The sequence below is a fragment of the Cognaticolwellia mytili genome (assembly GCF_002104475.1).
Taxonomy (GTDB): domain Bacteria; phylum Pseudomonadota; class Gammaproteobacteria; order Enterobacterales; family Alteromonadaceae; genus Cognaticolwellia; species Cognaticolwellia mytili.
Genome location: NZ_NBOF01000003.1, coordinates 693,780 through 707,629, shown reverse-complemented (window position 1 = coordinate 707,629; position 13,850 = coordinate 693,780). Strand labels below are relative to the sequence as shown.

Genomic DNA, 13,850 nt, shown 5'->3' with positions numbered 1-13,850 from the left:
TCTTAGTGCCATAACCAACGCCCAAACCAATAGCTAGACCGGCAAAGCCAGATAAAATAAGTGCAACACTATCTAGTTTCATAGTGACTCCTAACGAACACCCAATACATACTCCTATTGAAGCCCAAAAAATGATTGGACTCTCTAATTTCTCATTACTACCTTCTGATGTACTCATATATATATTCCTTGTAATTAACGCCAGTTCAGCGATAAATTGCTGTTTCAAAGTAATAGTCTTCAATTGAGGTTTTTTATTACAAAGATACCTGATTAAATTTGGGGACACTTTGTTTGACTGAACACATAACGCCGTTTTAAGCGGCTTGTAATAGTTTGCTAAAATGTGCAGCGAAGCGGAACCGAGCAAACTGTTACGAGTCCGACTTGAAAACCCTTGTTAGGTTTAAAATGCATAGAAGTAAACAGCTAAAAATAACGGAATATATAAAACACAGCTAATACCAGCAGCAATGCGCATCTTTGTTATGTGCTAAGGGCTTATATTCTATTTACCAAATTTTACTGGTAAATACCTACAAAGCTATCATCACTTCTACCAACCAAAATTTTAACCATATTTTCCTTTTCAAGGAAATCAAAAACCAAACCATGCTTTTTTAACGTGGTTTGCTTAAAAGCGTCCCTAATTTTAAAAACTGCGTTGAAGTCCTCAGGCGAGTTAAAGTCAAATTTGATTTCACATAATGTTGTCTTGCATTCGATTGCTGTAATTATCCCCAAAGAATACAATTCATCAGATAATTGGAAGGTATCAACTAATTTATTAGTAAATACCGGAGCCCATTTAACATCTACTATTTGATTTTCTATAGGAACAAAACCTTTACCTGATGGCTTTACTTTATCCTCAAATTGTTCCGAATTACTCATTTCTATTTTACTATGGGGGTGCTCTATAGATTCATCATGACTTTTTTTAGCAAAATGATTTTCTTTAAGGACAGATAATTTAACATTTTTATCACTTGATTGAGGTTTGAAATCGTTAATCCTATTTTCCTTTATTTGAGGAAGATGTGAGAGTTGATAACTCTCCGGATTATCAATTTTATTGTATTTCAGCCCTAGAATTAAACATCCAGCAATAAAAAAACCACAAACGACACCAGCTAAGAACAATTTATTAAGTACCATCTTTTTAAACTCCATTTAAAATTTTCCATTTATTAAATTAAATAATAAGCTACAGCTGTTGTTAAATCTTGAGCACATAACGCCACATTAAGCGGCAAAAAATTGTTGGTTAAAATGTTGAACGGAGTGAAAACAACCAACTGTTTTTTGTCCGTTTGAATGCCTTGTTATGCGTATTTTCCACTGCCAGCACATTGTTGGATATGCTCAAGTTGAACGATTTGGCTCTCAAACCCACCAAAAAATTTTAATCCAGATATTAATGCCGTAGCAGACAATGCAATAGTCTGATTTTCTAAGGTTTTAACCTCATCTTCTTTTGGGTTGTGCCCAATAGAAATTTGTTCGCCAACAGAGTGAAAATTAATTAACATCTCCAAGTTACCATGAGAATTACGGCATAAATGCGAGTAAAAGCCATTGTAAATATCTACTTCACCCGCGAGTTCAAACTTCTTTGAAATAGACATTAACTCTCTAAAGTTAACTTTTTTTCCTGTTGTCTTTGTCTTATAAAAATCAAACGATTTATTCATTTCATCAATATAATTGACCTCATTGATTACACACATGAGGTCAACATATGATTCCAATGCACTGCGAAGAATAATTGGCGCTGAAGCAATACGATTTTCTTTTAGTAGCAAAAGAGTATCTTGGCTTAACTCTGTAACTCTAGTCATCAGTAATGCGACATACTGTTCCTGCTTATTTTTATGAAATATTTTGGAGAAGGCATCGAATCTAATATCATTTAGATCATCCCAAACTAGATTATTCAAGTGAACCTCTGATACGCATAACGCCCTGTTAACAGGCAATAAAATAGTTGGCTAAAATTAGCGACGAAGGAGCAAAAGCCAACTGTTTTTTGTCCTTGTTTAACAGCTTTTATGGATAATACGCCCATCTTAATTACTATTTAGCACCCTTTTCGGGTAATGTGAGACTCAGGCTTAAGCAGCAACTTAAGCTTTCCTTGTCGTAGTTCGATTGAGCAAAGGCTCCTCTGTTGAGAGACCGATAACAAGAACGAACGCGACAAAGGACTCCAAGCACCACACTCGAATAGTCTACTGGGTCTCGAACCCGCATTTTGCAAGTAAGAGTTAGCTTATTATGAATACTAAAACAAATCAAAAAATTAACGTCGGTGTTGATACCGGAAAATACCAACTCGATATTTACATCCGTCCTTTAGATATCTACTTCACGGTAGAAAACAATGACAAAGGTATTAAAGAAGCCGTTAAAATCATTAAAAAACACAAGCCTGAACGTGTTGTTATTGGGGCTACAGGGCGTCTTGAAATGCCCTTTATATTGGCTTGTGCGAATGCCAATATACCCTTCACCATTGCTAATCCTGTTCATATAAAAAGGTTCGCTGGTGCACTTGGCCAACGAGCAAAAACAGATAAGCTTGATGCGCAATTAATTGCCCATTACAGTGAAGCAATTCAACCTAAGCTCTCTCGCCTAAAGCCTGACACCATGCAAGCTATGAGTGACTTGGTAACGCGAAGGAATCAGTTACTCAACATGCAAACGATGGAGAAAAACCGTCTTCAAATCATGCCTAAAGAGTTAGTGATGACAATAAAACCTGTACTGACTTTATTCAAAAATCAGATAATTAAAATTGAAAATAAAATAGTTAAACTCATCGAAAGCTGCCCTGAATATCAAGCTAAAAATATGATACTTCAAAGCATGACGGGAATAGGAAAAATTGCAGCAGCTTCTCTCATCAGTAATTTGCCAGAGTTGGGTTATATTAACAGCAAACAAGCCAGTGCTTTAATTGGTGTAGCACCAATGAATAGAGATAGTGGTCGATATAAAGGACAGCGAAAAATTCAAGGAGGAAGGCCACAAGTGAGAACCGTTTTATACATGGCGATGATGTCAGCAATGCAATCTAATCCCGTTTTCAAAGCGACATATCAGCGATTATTGGCTGCAGGAAAACCTAAGAAGGTAGCGGTTATTGCCTGTATTAGAAAGATGATTGTGATCTTAAATTCAATGCTAAGAGACGGAGTTATGTGGGAAGCGCCAAAAGTTATTAATTAACTATTGACGCCATAGTCTCTTGTTAGCTGGTTACAGCACCAAACTGTGATTATTGCTTTCCTGCCATATGAAATAGAAAGAATACAAAAGCCCCAAAGAGTAGAGCGCCAACTATTACCATACTTGTTAATGTTTTCGACTTTTGCATCGAATCTGATAAATCTTTTGCTGGTATAAGTCCTAATGTAATTAGAATATTTAGAAAAAAGTCCATTTGATAATCTCCATTTTAATTAACCTGCTAACGCCTCACTAAGAGGCAAATAATTGTTGGCTAAACTAAGCGACGAAGGAGCAAACAGCCAACTGTTATTTGTCCTTTTGAGTAACTTGTTAGTTTTATTAAAGCTTTTGCAATTGTTCCCTAAAATCAGAAGCAACAAGTTCTTCGAAAGTATTCCCGCCACCTTCCTTATCTCTATAATGGCCCATTGTATTGGAGCCAACGGTTATTGTTTCATTCTTCCCATTTAAAGGGATAATATCGCCTTCCGATGCATTTAATATTTCCTCAGCTTGATCTTTTGTTACATCAAGATGGTATCCCCATCCACCTGTTGCCTGAGTATTAATAGTTGTTGCCAAATTGAACCTCCGATAAAACTAACGCCTCATTAAGAGGCAATAAAATAGTTGGTTAAAATGAGCGAGGCACGAGCAAAAACCAACTGTTTTTTGTCCTGCTTTAATGACTTGTTATTGCTACTTTCGCTGACCTAGAACAAGCCTTAACAACGGTTTAGCTACAAGAAAAATGAGGCTTATCATTATTAGAATAAACACACCAAGTCTTTCAAATTCACCCAAACTAAAGAATACCGAATGTTCATTTGGACTCATTATTTTAAGGTTGGCAAAAAGGCCAATGCCAGAAAGAAACACGAGAATTATTACCATTAAAATAGTCCTTAATGGCTCCTTATATTTATACTCTGCTTTGTCATCCTGACTCAAGTCATACTCCAAAAACTAGGTAGCTATAACGCCTCATTAAGAGGCTAAAAATAGTTGGTTAAAATAAGCGACGAAGGAGCAAAAACCAACTGTTTTTTGTCCTGCTTTAATGACTTGTTAGTTTACAATTACACCAATACTAATGAAAAAGCACTTAGCCAAATGAGCTGAAAACCATATGAAATACGCTGATGGATGCCAGGATTGCTTTGTGAAGGGAAGTAAGAAAAGATTAACATAAAATTGCGAAAAATTGCGGGATTACATGGGACGGTGTGGAATTAAGTGGGACGATATTAGAAAAGTTGTTTCAAATATGGAAAAGGCTCGTAAGGAGCCTTTTTTTATTGTTTGTAGTTAAATTTTTCTAACGTTGCAGCATGGGCCATTGCATCTTCTTCTTTCGTGGTTGTGTGGCCTTGCTTCTTTATAACTGCATGACCAAGGTTTGATTTCCCTTCGTTAACAGTAACCGTTGATTCAGCCATGCTGTCAATTACTCGTATTAAATAAGCGTGATCCTTAAATGGCTTTGCTTTTTGAGTTTTACGGGCCTCTCTAATGTTAAGAACTGTTGCTTCACAAGCTTTGAGAAGTAAACGGCTATTACTGGTTAGCGCTAACGTTTCTTTTAATAGCTTTAAAGCACGCGAGTTGTTCAATTTGCTTTTACCTGGTTTAAAAAGCCCTATATAAAGCAGAACATTTGGTGCTAACCAAGACTCAAGCTTTGAAACCTCCCCTAATAGCTCACTACTGGCTTCATCTTCAACCAACGAAAGTAAATCAATTGCGCTATGGCATACAGGGCAAGTGGTTAAATGCATCTTATAATTTTCCTTCAAATTCATGTTTTAACTTAGGCCAACAGCCATTACAGTAATGAAATTCATCAGTTGTTGGGTCGTTTTTCCATTTATGCCATTCAATCAGTTGCTGAACATCATCAGAAGTACCATTGTTATCTATTTCTCTGTGACAGTTCATTGCGTCACATTGGATAACTACTTTTGCTGTCATAACTAACTACCCGCCGCATTAATCATGGTTTGCCACTCTTTTGTAACAAGTGTTTTATCTTCTTTGCTGTACTTGGCACCAGCTGCTGCGGCAATCATTTTTTTTGTTGGAATAAAAGGCACAGAATGTAAGCCTTTTCGTTGATGTTCTGCAGCTATAGCTTCAGACAGTGCATTAACCAATAACATAGGGTTATGCACCATCATCAGTTCTAATTTCTCAGCAATGCCGTTAGTGCCTGTTTGTTTCAATACTTTTATAAAATTTGAATTTTTCATCTATTCTTTTTCCATAAACTTGAGCATTTCCCACTCTTTAACCTCTGTAAATATTTCTAATGGCGGTTGAAAATCATTACCGTTTTCTTGTGGCACCTTCACAAAGAAGGTGTTTTTTTCAAACTTTCCGCACAACCTAGAGTCGTGCATAGGAATACCTCTACTGGTTGGTTCGCCCATAACCATTTTAGGAAAGCTATATAAATCAAGCGCGTTATTATACGAACTAGGAATATCAACAGCTTTCATTTTAACTATAATTTTTTTACCTTCCTTGTTTGATAACTTAGGTAAATAGCCATCACATGATTTTTTCCAAATAGTCTTACAAGGTTGTTTGTCAAAATTAAAACAAGCAACTGAGCCTGATGTGTATTGTTGCCAGGATTTGGCCCCCACACTTTCCATTATTAAATTGATGTTGTCGTCAAACTTAATTTTCAGGTCTCTAATTTCACGTAGTTTGTCTAAGAAAGCCTTGTTGCTAGTTTTGTAAAATTTAAAATTCATTTTATAAATCCAATAAACTCGGTTGATTTGTATCGAACATATCGCCCTGGCGCTGCTTATGTTCCTTGTTTAGCATTCGGTAAATGTGAACGGCTGAATAGCCATATTTAATGGCCAATTCGTCAATATTTCTGCCGTTACACTCTTGAAATACTTTTGATTGGTTAATGATCGACAAGAGTTTTTTTCCTTTAGGGAAATAGAACTGTAAGCCAGCATAGCGACCAGCCAAGGTTTGACAGGTTTCTAGTGCCATATCAAACGCCTTTTTTTCTTCAATACCTGAATCTTTTAACAGCTGAATATTCAGCTCAAGTAGGTCAAAAAGAAACTGGCCGTTACGTTCTTGCTTGTCGGTCATAATTACGCACTCACTGCTTTTTGTGCTCGGGTTTGCCAAGCTTTTAGCTGCTCAATTGCGCTGTGCAGCATAGCCGTAGTAAACCATTCAAGCTTAGTGATAGGTGTACCGTTGTTTTCACCCTTACAGTTTTCAATAGCCCATTTTTCTAAAGCAGAATAACGACGATCACGAATAAGTTTTGAATCAGCCATTTGCTGCCAAATACTGAACAGCTTAGCGGCTGGCCCCGTTAACTTTTTCTTTGCTTTAGCTTGAACAACAAAGCCCAGGTCTTTGTAATGATCAAGAACGTCTTGTTTTTCACTTAATGTCATCGCCGTTAATGAATTTTTTCCCGTTAATTCAAGCTTAACTAAGCGTTTCATATCGTCATCATCATCGTGAAACTGCTTTTCTGCGATTTTAATTTTTTGTATTAATTTACTATGAGGCATGTGTTACACCTTCTTACGTTGTTGTAAGGCGGCATTTGCCGCCGAATTAGTGGCTAAAACCGTAACCTTAGCCAAATAAACAGGTTTGCCAGGATGGCGATTACATAACTGCCAGTACTGCTGTGTTGCATCAGCTTCTTTGATCTTGTTTGCTACACAATTGTTACCTACAAACACTTGATACATATCGCCATTCATAATGCGTCCCTACAAACTCTTACTAACTAACGGAATTTGCACCCAAGCACCTTCAATATTGCGCTCTTGAAAGGTAATGTAGGTTTTTGAATCGCTGCAAATAATGGCTTCATCTAGCGCTTTCATTGCTGCTTCCCATTTTTCAGTTTTATTTGCATCACGATATTTACGTAAAGCCAATATACGATTTTTGTTGTAATGGCCTTGCTTATCAGCTTCAAATGCGTCTCGCATTAACTGAGTTATAAAGCTGTTGGTATCACTTAATTCGTCTTCAATTACTTCAGTGATCAATTGCTTCGCGATATCAATTTCAGCGCCAAAACTTATTTGGTCAGCAATGCCAACTTGAATGCGAAGCTTTTGATCGTAGCTAGTTAACGACACATTACCTTTTGCACCACCAATGTTTACGTCGTATTCACCCGCTACCAAGGAAATTAAGTTATTTACCTCAGTAAATGTTTTACGCTTAAAATCATAATGAGTTTTACTTAGTGCCTTAGCTTCTTTAGCTAATGCAGTTACTAAGTCATGCTTTAAAATGTCTTGAGGCTTGATATCGTCAATAGGCGTTTGAAATCCACGGGCATTTAATAAAAATGTCGGTTTTTCTTGTTGTTCAATCATTACTTAATTCCTTCAATAACTTCTTTAGTGATCAACGGCTCACTCATGCTGCAAGCAAGGTTCATTGCCTTAACCAACATAGTGTTAACGTTGAGTGGATAGCTCATATCTTTAGCCTCTTGGCTGCGTTTTAAGCCGAAACTAGTAGATCCTTGCAAACGTTCTTTAATCGCATCAATGCCGCCCTGGTCAATTACCTTTGTATGGTCAACACCTTTACGGCTGAACTTATGAGCAACATAATCAGTAATACCAAGCCCTAACGGCGGTAAATCAACCACGTTACAGCGCAATGAAAACTCACGAACGTCATAATTGTTTAGGTTTTTATTAAGCTCGGTTTGGCCAACCAAAATAATACCTAGTAAACTTCTAAAACCTTCGCGTAGCTCATGAACACGTTTTAAATGCTTTAATACCGCATTACTTAAATCGTGCGCTTCTTCAATTACTAACACATGGCTATTGCCGTTTTTAACGCTTTTGATCAACTCACGTTTAATTTGGCGAGAACGTTTTTCGTGGCCCATTTTTAAATTTTTAATATCAAGCTCGTCGGCTATCGCTTCAAAAATCATCGCCGCCGTAAGTAGCTTTTTATCAGTAACTTCAGGCTCAATAATTACCAGGTTAGGCATTTCAGTTTTAGTGTATTCATTAAAGCACTCGCGTAAGGTGGTTTTACCTGCGCCACACTCCGCTGACACCGCTAAAATACTGCTATTTTGTGCGGCTTGAATCATCGCTTCACGTACACGTAAATGATGATGACTAAGGTATAAATCACCCATGCCACGCATTTCGTCGGCAAATGGGTGTTGAGAAACACGAAAGTGCTTCATTGCTTTTTGGGTTAACATTTCAGGCTCCATACTTTCAACAAAATTGTTTTTTAAAATGTTTTTTCTCGTCGTTCCCTTATGCTCACGGGCGGTGGTTTGCCACATGGTTTTTATTTCTTCCTTTGTGGCAAATTTAGTTAACCAAACTTGAAGTGGTTGTTGAAAATCCTCTAGTGTGTATTTAGTTGTGGTGTAGCCATTATTCAAAAACATATTGAGCGTGGCCGGACTAACATTTATCCCCGCTTCTTTAAGTACTTTGTTTGCATCTACTTGGGTAAAGCTATATTTAACCAGTAAAAACGAAGCCCTAAAGGTTTGTGGTTCGCTGTTTTGCTCAGCGGCATTCTCGAACATAGTGTTCGTTTCCTCCCCAGTTAAACGGCCATTGAATAACCGCAATATTGATTTTTTAACAGCTTGTTGGCTGTACTTTTTAGGCCAAATACCCTGCATCAATGCACGTGCAGTACCTTTGCTACATGGCATACCGTCAGCACACAACTGGCGAACCAAACTCACTTGTTTGATCTCGTGCTTGGCCATCACATCGCCAATTGACAAAAACTCGGTTGAAGCATGAATTTTTAATAGTGCTGACATATAAAACTCCTTGTTTAGGTAACGTTATTTAACTAACTTAAAAACTTGCGCTGAAGGCTTCACTAAGCCGTTATGCAACTCAGTAACAATGGTGGCAACGTCTTCACGGTATGCTTGAGTGAATTGCTCAACATGCTCACTTTCAAACGGCTCTAAATCACGGCCAAGCTGCTTAAGTACTGCCATTTTTAATTCAATACGTGAAAGTGGTTTGCGTTCTTCCGGTTGGAATTGCTCAGGCACATCAAACTTTTTGCCTTTCGGCGTAATGGCTGCTGGCTCGTCAATGTTGGCAATATGGCTAAGGGCATCAATGCTGCCCTCAAATGGCATGGCTTTTTTCTTCTTAGCTTTGGCAATGTCTTCATCGCTTAAGCCAGGATAAGCAAGCCTGTCCATTTCTTTTTGGTTGGTATCAATTTGGCTATCTTGCTTAGTGTTGAACTCTTCACCAAATACAGCAGCATCAGCACGAAAGCCCATTTCAAGAAATTCAAGCGGCGCTACTTCATGCAATACATCATCACCAAATTTATTTTCAATAGTCACTAATACACGGCATTCATCACCAACAACCAAGGGGCTAACCAATACTTTAATGCCAGCAGAAATGCAGTCTAAGTTCGCCAGGCTATACGTAAGCGACTTTTTAACTTGTGGGTGAGAAAAAGTAATTTCTAAATCAGGTTTAACAATACGCGTTACAGGCTCATGGCTGAAAATATAACGACAGTAATCAAGGCTAGGTAAAGCACGTAAATGTTGAATGTTTCCGGCTTGCATAATCGTTAGCCAGGCATCAGTACGTGCCATACCATGGCGGCTATGCTTAGCGTTGTAATTAGGAATTAAATTAGCGTTGTAAGCGTTTTGCCATTTCAGCGCAATGGCATTTAGTTCTTCCACACTGTTTACAGACTCAAGAAACAAACGGCCTTCAAAACGTTTTTCAACAATGTCATTCGCTTTTTCAACAGCGCCCGTTGCGCGGGCCAAATGGGTGGTATGGGCAATATGTTCAACTTGTAAACAGCTTAGCGCGTGTTTAATTGCCTTACTGGTCATGGCACTGCCTTTGTCCCAATAAAGCGTTTTAGGTAAACCATGAAACGGCGAGCCGCTTGCCTTAGCCCAACAGGTCAATAAAAAGTCATACAAAATTTGTTGGTTTTCACCTGCACTTTCAAAGTACTTAACGCTAATTAACCCGCTGTAATGGTCAACCATTACATAGCGCCAAACGCGTAAACGCTTTATTTTTTCAAGCTGCTCAGGTTTGTTTTTATATTGCTCAGCAAAGGTGGTGTGTTTTTGAATTCTGCCGCCCTTATTATTTGGCGGGTAATAAAGTACACACAATGAAGCATCAGCTTCATGCACATGGTTACTGTGCAACGTTCTAATGTAGCCGTGGGTGGTGTCTTGTTTGGTTTGTTTAGCGGTTAAATTTTTATCGCGCAATAAGCGGTTAACCGAACTAGGTGATAAAAACTTATGTCCGTTCTGGCTTAAAATGCTAATAGCATCGGTGGTTTCAACCAAGGTTTTACCGTTAGCGCGTGCGCTCGTTTTACTTACGGCAGCAAGTGTTAATAACGATTGTTCATCTTGGCTAGTAGTACCTGCATCTTTACGTACTTTTCTACCACTACTAAAGCCAATATTTTTTAAATTGCGGTAAACCTTGTCTTTACTCCAACCTAGTTCAGCCATAGCACTTGCTAAAATAGCGCCTTTGGCGCCATTGGCAGCATGTTGAAGCTGTTCACCGTAATTTTTTAGAATGCTAATTGCTACGTCGGAAATCATAATGTACCTACTAATAAGTTAATGGCTTACGGTTATTCAGTGCTATCTGTAACTTCGTTATCATTGTTCGAATGCAACTGGTTAAACAATTCATCAGCTGTTAAATCAGGGTGAAACTTATCGCCAAGCAGAGAAAACGCATCATTACAAAAGTCACTCACCACACTTAAATTGTGTTGTGCTTCGCTTAACAAGCTGCGACCAATATGCTCAATGGCTTTTTCGTCAAGGTCGTGATTTGCGCTTAAGTTGTTTAATACATCAAGTAACTGGTTAGCGCCTTGAGAAATTGAAGCGCGCGCTTCAATCATCGCGTTAACGCTATCTAACGCGTTACGGTGCCAAGGCGCTTGGCTAAACTGGCGAATTGATTCTTGCTCTTTTATCGCGTTAAGTTCTTGCTGCTTTTCAGAAGAAAGTTCGCGTGCAGCTTTTACGGTGTTGTTAGCTTCTTTGACTTGTTTGGCGAGCTCTTTTTTTTCTTTGGTATGGCTGACAACCAAATCTTCAATAAGCTCTTTAACAGCGGCTTTATCACCTAAATCAACTTCTTCACTGTTGATTACCGCTAGTTGTTGTGGCTCAGGTAATTGGCGAAGTTTACGAAGTTCACGTGTACCTAGACCAATACGTTGTGAAGCTTCAAAAAACTCTTCACCGAATTCATTGAAGTTAAGTAAGTTGTTATCAATAGTCTTTCTGGATACTTGTAATTTATGTTGGCAAAAATCATCCCAAGTGGAAACCGTTACCAGTTTTTTATCTTTATCTCGATAGGTTAAACCCTTGTAGGACTTGGATTCTTTGATGCTTTGTAAAGTGCGTAGATTGGAAACCGTTACCAGTTTACTTAAAAAATCGAATGCGCGAACTTGGCCTAAATCTAAAAGTACTTGTTCAAGTCTTTCTACTGATTCTTTGGTATCAATAACGGCTTTTTGCTGCTCAGTGGATAAATCGGTGCTAACGTCATTCATTACACTAATTCCTTTAAAATACGGTTGTTTTTCATTAGTTCAGTTAACATATCTGGGAGATTTCTCGTTGCTCTTAGCTCTTCATATTCAGCTATCATTTCTGGTAGCTCATCAATTTCTTTGTTCACTATGTTTGCAGGGGCTTTAATCACTTCAATGCAATAGTCTTCCCATGTTGATATGGTTTTAAGGAAGCTCATTTGATAAACAAATAATTCATGATCTCTAATCAAGCGATAATGTTCTGTATTCGTAATGTCACTTGCCATTGACATACAGTTGCGTACATCCATAGCACCTACTTCCATAGACATTAATTGCATGATCTGCTCGGTTCTTGTCGGTTTTTTGTTTGTTCTTTTGCCTGATTTAGCAGCCTCTACAAGCTTGTTTAGGCTGCTGTCGTTGAGTGGTTTTTGTTTTTTAGTCGGTTCTGTAACTTTTGTGTCAGTGTTTGACATAACGAATTCCTAGATAATTTTGTTGTAGTTGGTTTGGTCTTGCTCAAGCTGCTGAACAGCAGTTCGCAAACCTATTTGAATGGTATTAGCTATTTGGCTAAACAATGGTGTAAGGCGATAAACCTTGTCGTTGGCTGGGTGCTTCTCTACCCAGTTTACTGCTTCTAAATTTGCTAAGGTCTTAAGAACGTTTGATTTGCTTTCACCAGACTTTTCAGAAATATCTGCCATAGTCAAACCATTGGCCTCAGCGCCAACTAGTGACATGACAATAATGCTCATACGATGTTGTGAACCGCTAAAATATTTATGGCTCATGATAAAACTACCGCTTCAATGTAAAGTGCAAAATAGAAAACTGAAAAAATCAAAAGAACACCTAATGTATTGGCTACAAGCTTAAGTGCGTAATGCTTGAATGATGACTTAAGCATTGTTACCTCCTAAAACAAGTTCATGTTGCGGTTGCTCTGTAGAGCTAATATTGCGCTCATGAAAAGCTAACGACTCCATTAATTTCTTAATGCCATCAACAGTCTCTTGGCTACTCGTTTGCTCTTGGCTGTTACGCATCAATAAGCCAGACACTTCAATCATAAAAGCTTGTAAGTCAATTAAATCTTTATGCTTTGCTTTGCGACCTGTTGGCGCTGGCACAAGTAAAAATCCTTGGCTGTGTGCCAAATATTGAGTAACAAAATTTGCACCACAGGCTTGTTCAAAGGCAATCACTTTGTTTACAGGCATTTTGGCAGTGCCTAACCACTTATAAATTAAATCACCTGTTTCACTTAAGTGATCACCAATGCGCTCAACACTCATGTTCTTCTTTTCAATGCCGTGCTGCTTAGTCAGCTGCAAAGCATGCGGCATGCTATGTGGCACCACCTTTTTCCAATATGTTTTAGTCATTAGAAGTCGCCTTTTTATTGTCTTTCCAAACAAGCAACTGGCTTGGAAATAACAGCTCGTATAAATTTGAATTCAACTTTTTCTGTAATGGCGCAACAACATGAACACCATTTGGCAAACGCACATGAACCAATACCGGTTTGAACAACTCTTGAAGCAACTCTACTTGCGGGATCCAAGAACGGTTAACCGCTATTACCTGAGTGGTTTCGAGTGGCGTGTGACGATAAGTATGAAGCATGGCGGTATTCCCCTAGCTAGCAAGACGCTGTTGAAGGTCTGCAATGCGTTCTTCGCGAGACGTGTCAAATACCTTAACGTTGTGATAACTCTCAACGTCAGGAAAAATATCTTTGATTTCTTTATCAAGTACCACAGCAATGGCATTAGCAACACGGTGACTACGGTTGGCTCTTTTACAAACTTGATGAATATTGACAGGCGTACATTTTAATGCGGCGGCAATCATAGACATTGAATAGCCTTTATTGCTTAACTCAATTTTGATTGTTTCATAATCCATAGTAGACTCTCTTTGTTAGTGCCTAGTTGCAGCTAGGTTTTAATAAAATAAAGGTTAAGTTGTTATCAAGTGAGTACACATTATTAAGGTTAACTTTAAAT

Annotated in this window: 20 protein-coding genes and 1 pseudogene; 1 reads left to right on the top strand and 20 read right to left on the bottom strand. The window is 38.2% G+C overall.

The window, feature by feature from the left end; translation table 11 throughout:
* Positions 1–522 precede the first annotated feature (522 nt).
* Complete coding sequence (locus B7C41_RS12820; RefSeq protein ID WP_085299297.1) at positions 523–1,173, bottom strand: hypothetical protein; 651 nt, start codon at positions 1,171–1,173, stop codon at positions 523–525.
* A gap of 152 nt (positions 1,174–1,325) precedes the next feature.
* Positions 1,326–1,940: a DUF5677 domain-containing protein gene (locus B7C41_RS20430; protein WP_235839702.1), complete on the bottom strand. Its 615-nt coding sequence runs from the start codon at positions 1,938–1,940 to the stop codon at positions 1,326–1,328.
* 337 nt (positions 1,941–2,277) lie between these two features.
* Here B7C41_RS20430 and B7C41_RS12805 point away from each other — a divergent pair, with 337 nt between their 5' ends.
* On the top strand, positions 2,278–3,234 hold the full coding sequence (locus B7C41_RS12805; protein WP_085299296.1) for an IS110 family RNA-guided transposase: 957 nt from the start codon (positions 2,278–2,280) through the stop codon (positions 3,232–3,234).
* A gap of 342 nt (positions 3,235–3,576) precedes the next feature.
* Here the strand turns inward: B7C41_RS12805 and B7C41_RS12800 are convergent, their stop codons facing one another.
* The 18 genes and pseudogenes from B7C41_RS12800 to B7C41_RS12715 all read right to left on the bottom strand — a co-directional run bounded on the left by B7C41_RS12800 (position 3,577) and on the right by B7C41_RS12715 (position 13,749).
* On the bottom strand, positions 3,577–3,819 hold the full coding sequence (locus tag B7C41_RS12800; protein ID WP_085299295.1) for a hypothetical protein: 243 nt from the start codon (positions 3,817–3,819) through the stop codon (positions 3,577–3,579).
* 497 nt (positions 3,820–4,316) lie between these two features.
* Positions 4,317–4,403 (bottom strand): annotated as a pseudogene (locus B7C41_RS20425) (DUF998 domain-containing protein); the annotation flags it as partial.
* A gap of 129 nt (positions 4,404–4,532) precedes the next feature.
* Positions 4,533–5,015, bottom strand: a complete 483-nt coding sequence (locus B7C41_RS12790) for a hypothetical protein (RefSeq protein ID WP_085299293.1) — start codon at positions 5,013–5,015, stop codon at positions 4,533–4,535.
* 1 nt (position 5,016) lies between these two features.
* Positions 5,017–5,208, bottom strand: coding sequence for a hypothetical protein (locus B7C41_RS12785; RefSeq protein ID WP_085299292.1), 192 nt, complete (start codon positions 5,206–5,208; stop codon positions 5,017–5,019).
* A gap of 2 nt (positions 5,209–5,210) precedes the next feature.
* Positions 5,211–5,486: a hypothetical protein gene (locus B7C41_RS12780; protein WP_085299291.1), complete on the bottom strand. Its 276-nt coding sequence runs from the start codon at positions 5,484–5,486 to the stop codon at positions 5,211–5,213.
* Complete coding sequence (locus B7C41_RS12775; RefSeq protein WP_085299290.1) at positions 5,487–5,996, bottom strand: hypothetical protein; 510 nt, start codon at positions 5,994–5,996, stop codon at positions 5,487–5,489. It lies immediately after the preceding gene.
* Position 5,997: 1 nt separating this feature from the next.
* Positions 5,998–6,357: a Mor transcription activator family protein gene (locus tag B7C41_RS12770; protein ID WP_085299289.1), complete on the bottom strand. Its 360-nt coding sequence runs from the start codon at positions 6,355–6,357 to the stop codon at positions 5,998–6,000.
* 2 nt (positions 6,358–6,359) lie between these two features.
* On the bottom strand, positions 6,360–6,794 hold the full coding sequence (locus B7C41_RS12765; protein ID WP_085299288.1) for a regulatory protein GemA: 435 nt from the start codon (positions 6,792–6,794) through the stop codon (positions 6,360–6,362).
* A gap of 3 nt (positions 6,795–6,797) precedes the next feature.
* Positions 6,798–6,992, bottom strand: a complete 195-nt coding sequence (locus B7C41_RS12760) for a hypothetical protein (RefSeq protein ID WP_085299287.1) — start codon at positions 6,990–6,992, stop codon at positions 6,798–6,800.
* A 9-nt stretch (positions 6,993–7,001) separates the two neighbouring features.
* Positions 7,002–7,622: a DUF3164 family protein gene (locus B7C41_RS12755; protein ID WP_085299286.1), complete on the bottom strand. Its 621-nt coding sequence runs from the start codon at positions 7,620–7,622 to the stop codon at positions 7,002–7,004.
* Positions 7,622–9,067 carry an ExeA family protein gene (locus B7C41_RS12750; RefSeq protein WP_085299285.1) on the bottom strand — a complete coding sequence of 482 codons (1,446 nt, stop codon included), beginning with the start codon at positions 9,065–9,067 and terminating at the stop codon, positions 7,622–7,624. Before B7C41_RS12750 ends, B7C41_RS12755 begins: the two co-directional genes overlap by 1 nt.
* A gap of 24 nt (positions 9,068–9,091) precedes the next feature.
* On the bottom strand, positions 9,092–10,876 hold the full coding sequence (locus B7C41_RS12745) for a DDE-type integrase/transposase/recombinase (RefSeq protein WP_085299284.1): 1,785 nt from the start codon (positions 10,874–10,876) through the stop codon (positions 9,092–9,094).
* A gap of 32 nt (positions 10,877–10,908) precedes the next feature.
* Positions 10,909–11,853, bottom strand: coding sequence for a hypothetical protein (locus B7C41_RS12740; RefSeq protein ID WP_085299283.1), 945 nt, complete (start codon positions 11,851–11,853; stop codon positions 10,909–10,911).
* The gene (locus B7C41_RS12735) at positions 11,853–12,314 is read right to left on the bottom strand and encodes a hypothetical protein (protein WP_085299282.1); all 462 of its coding nucleotides are present in this window, start codon (positions 12,312–12,314) and stop codon (positions 11,853–11,855) included. The genes B7C41_RS12740 and B7C41_RS12735 overlap by 1 nt, the downstream gene beginning before the upstream one ends.
* Positions 12,315–12,323: 9 nt before the next feature.
* Positions 12,324–12,632 (bottom strand): helix-turn-helix domain-containing protein, encoded by a 309-nt coding sequence (locus tag B7C41_RS12730; protein ID WP_085299281.1) that lies wholly within the window; start codon positions 12,630–12,632, stop codon positions 12,324–12,326.
* A 108-nt stretch (positions 12,633–12,740) separates the two neighbouring features.
* Positions 12,741–13,226: a hypothetical protein gene (locus B7C41_RS12725; RefSeq protein ID WP_085299280.1), complete on the bottom strand. Its 486-nt coding sequence runs from the start codon at positions 13,224–13,226 to the stop codon at positions 12,741–12,743.
* On the bottom strand, positions 13,219–13,467 hold the full coding sequence (locus tag B7C41_RS12720; RefSeq protein ID WP_085299279.1) for a hypothetical protein: 249 nt from the start codon (positions 13,465–13,467) through the stop codon (positions 13,219–13,221). The genes B7C41_RS12725 and B7C41_RS12720 overlap by 8 nt, the downstream gene beginning before the upstream one ends.
* A 12-nt stretch (positions 13,468–13,479) precedes the next feature.
* Positions 13,480–13,749 carry a helix-turn-helix domain-containing protein gene (locus B7C41_RS12715; RefSeq protein ID WP_085299278.1) on the bottom strand — a complete coding sequence of 90 codons (270 nt, stop codon included), beginning with the start codon at positions 13,747–13,749 and terminating at the stop codon, positions 13,480–13,482.
* Positions 13,750–13,850: the final 101 nt, after the last annotated feature.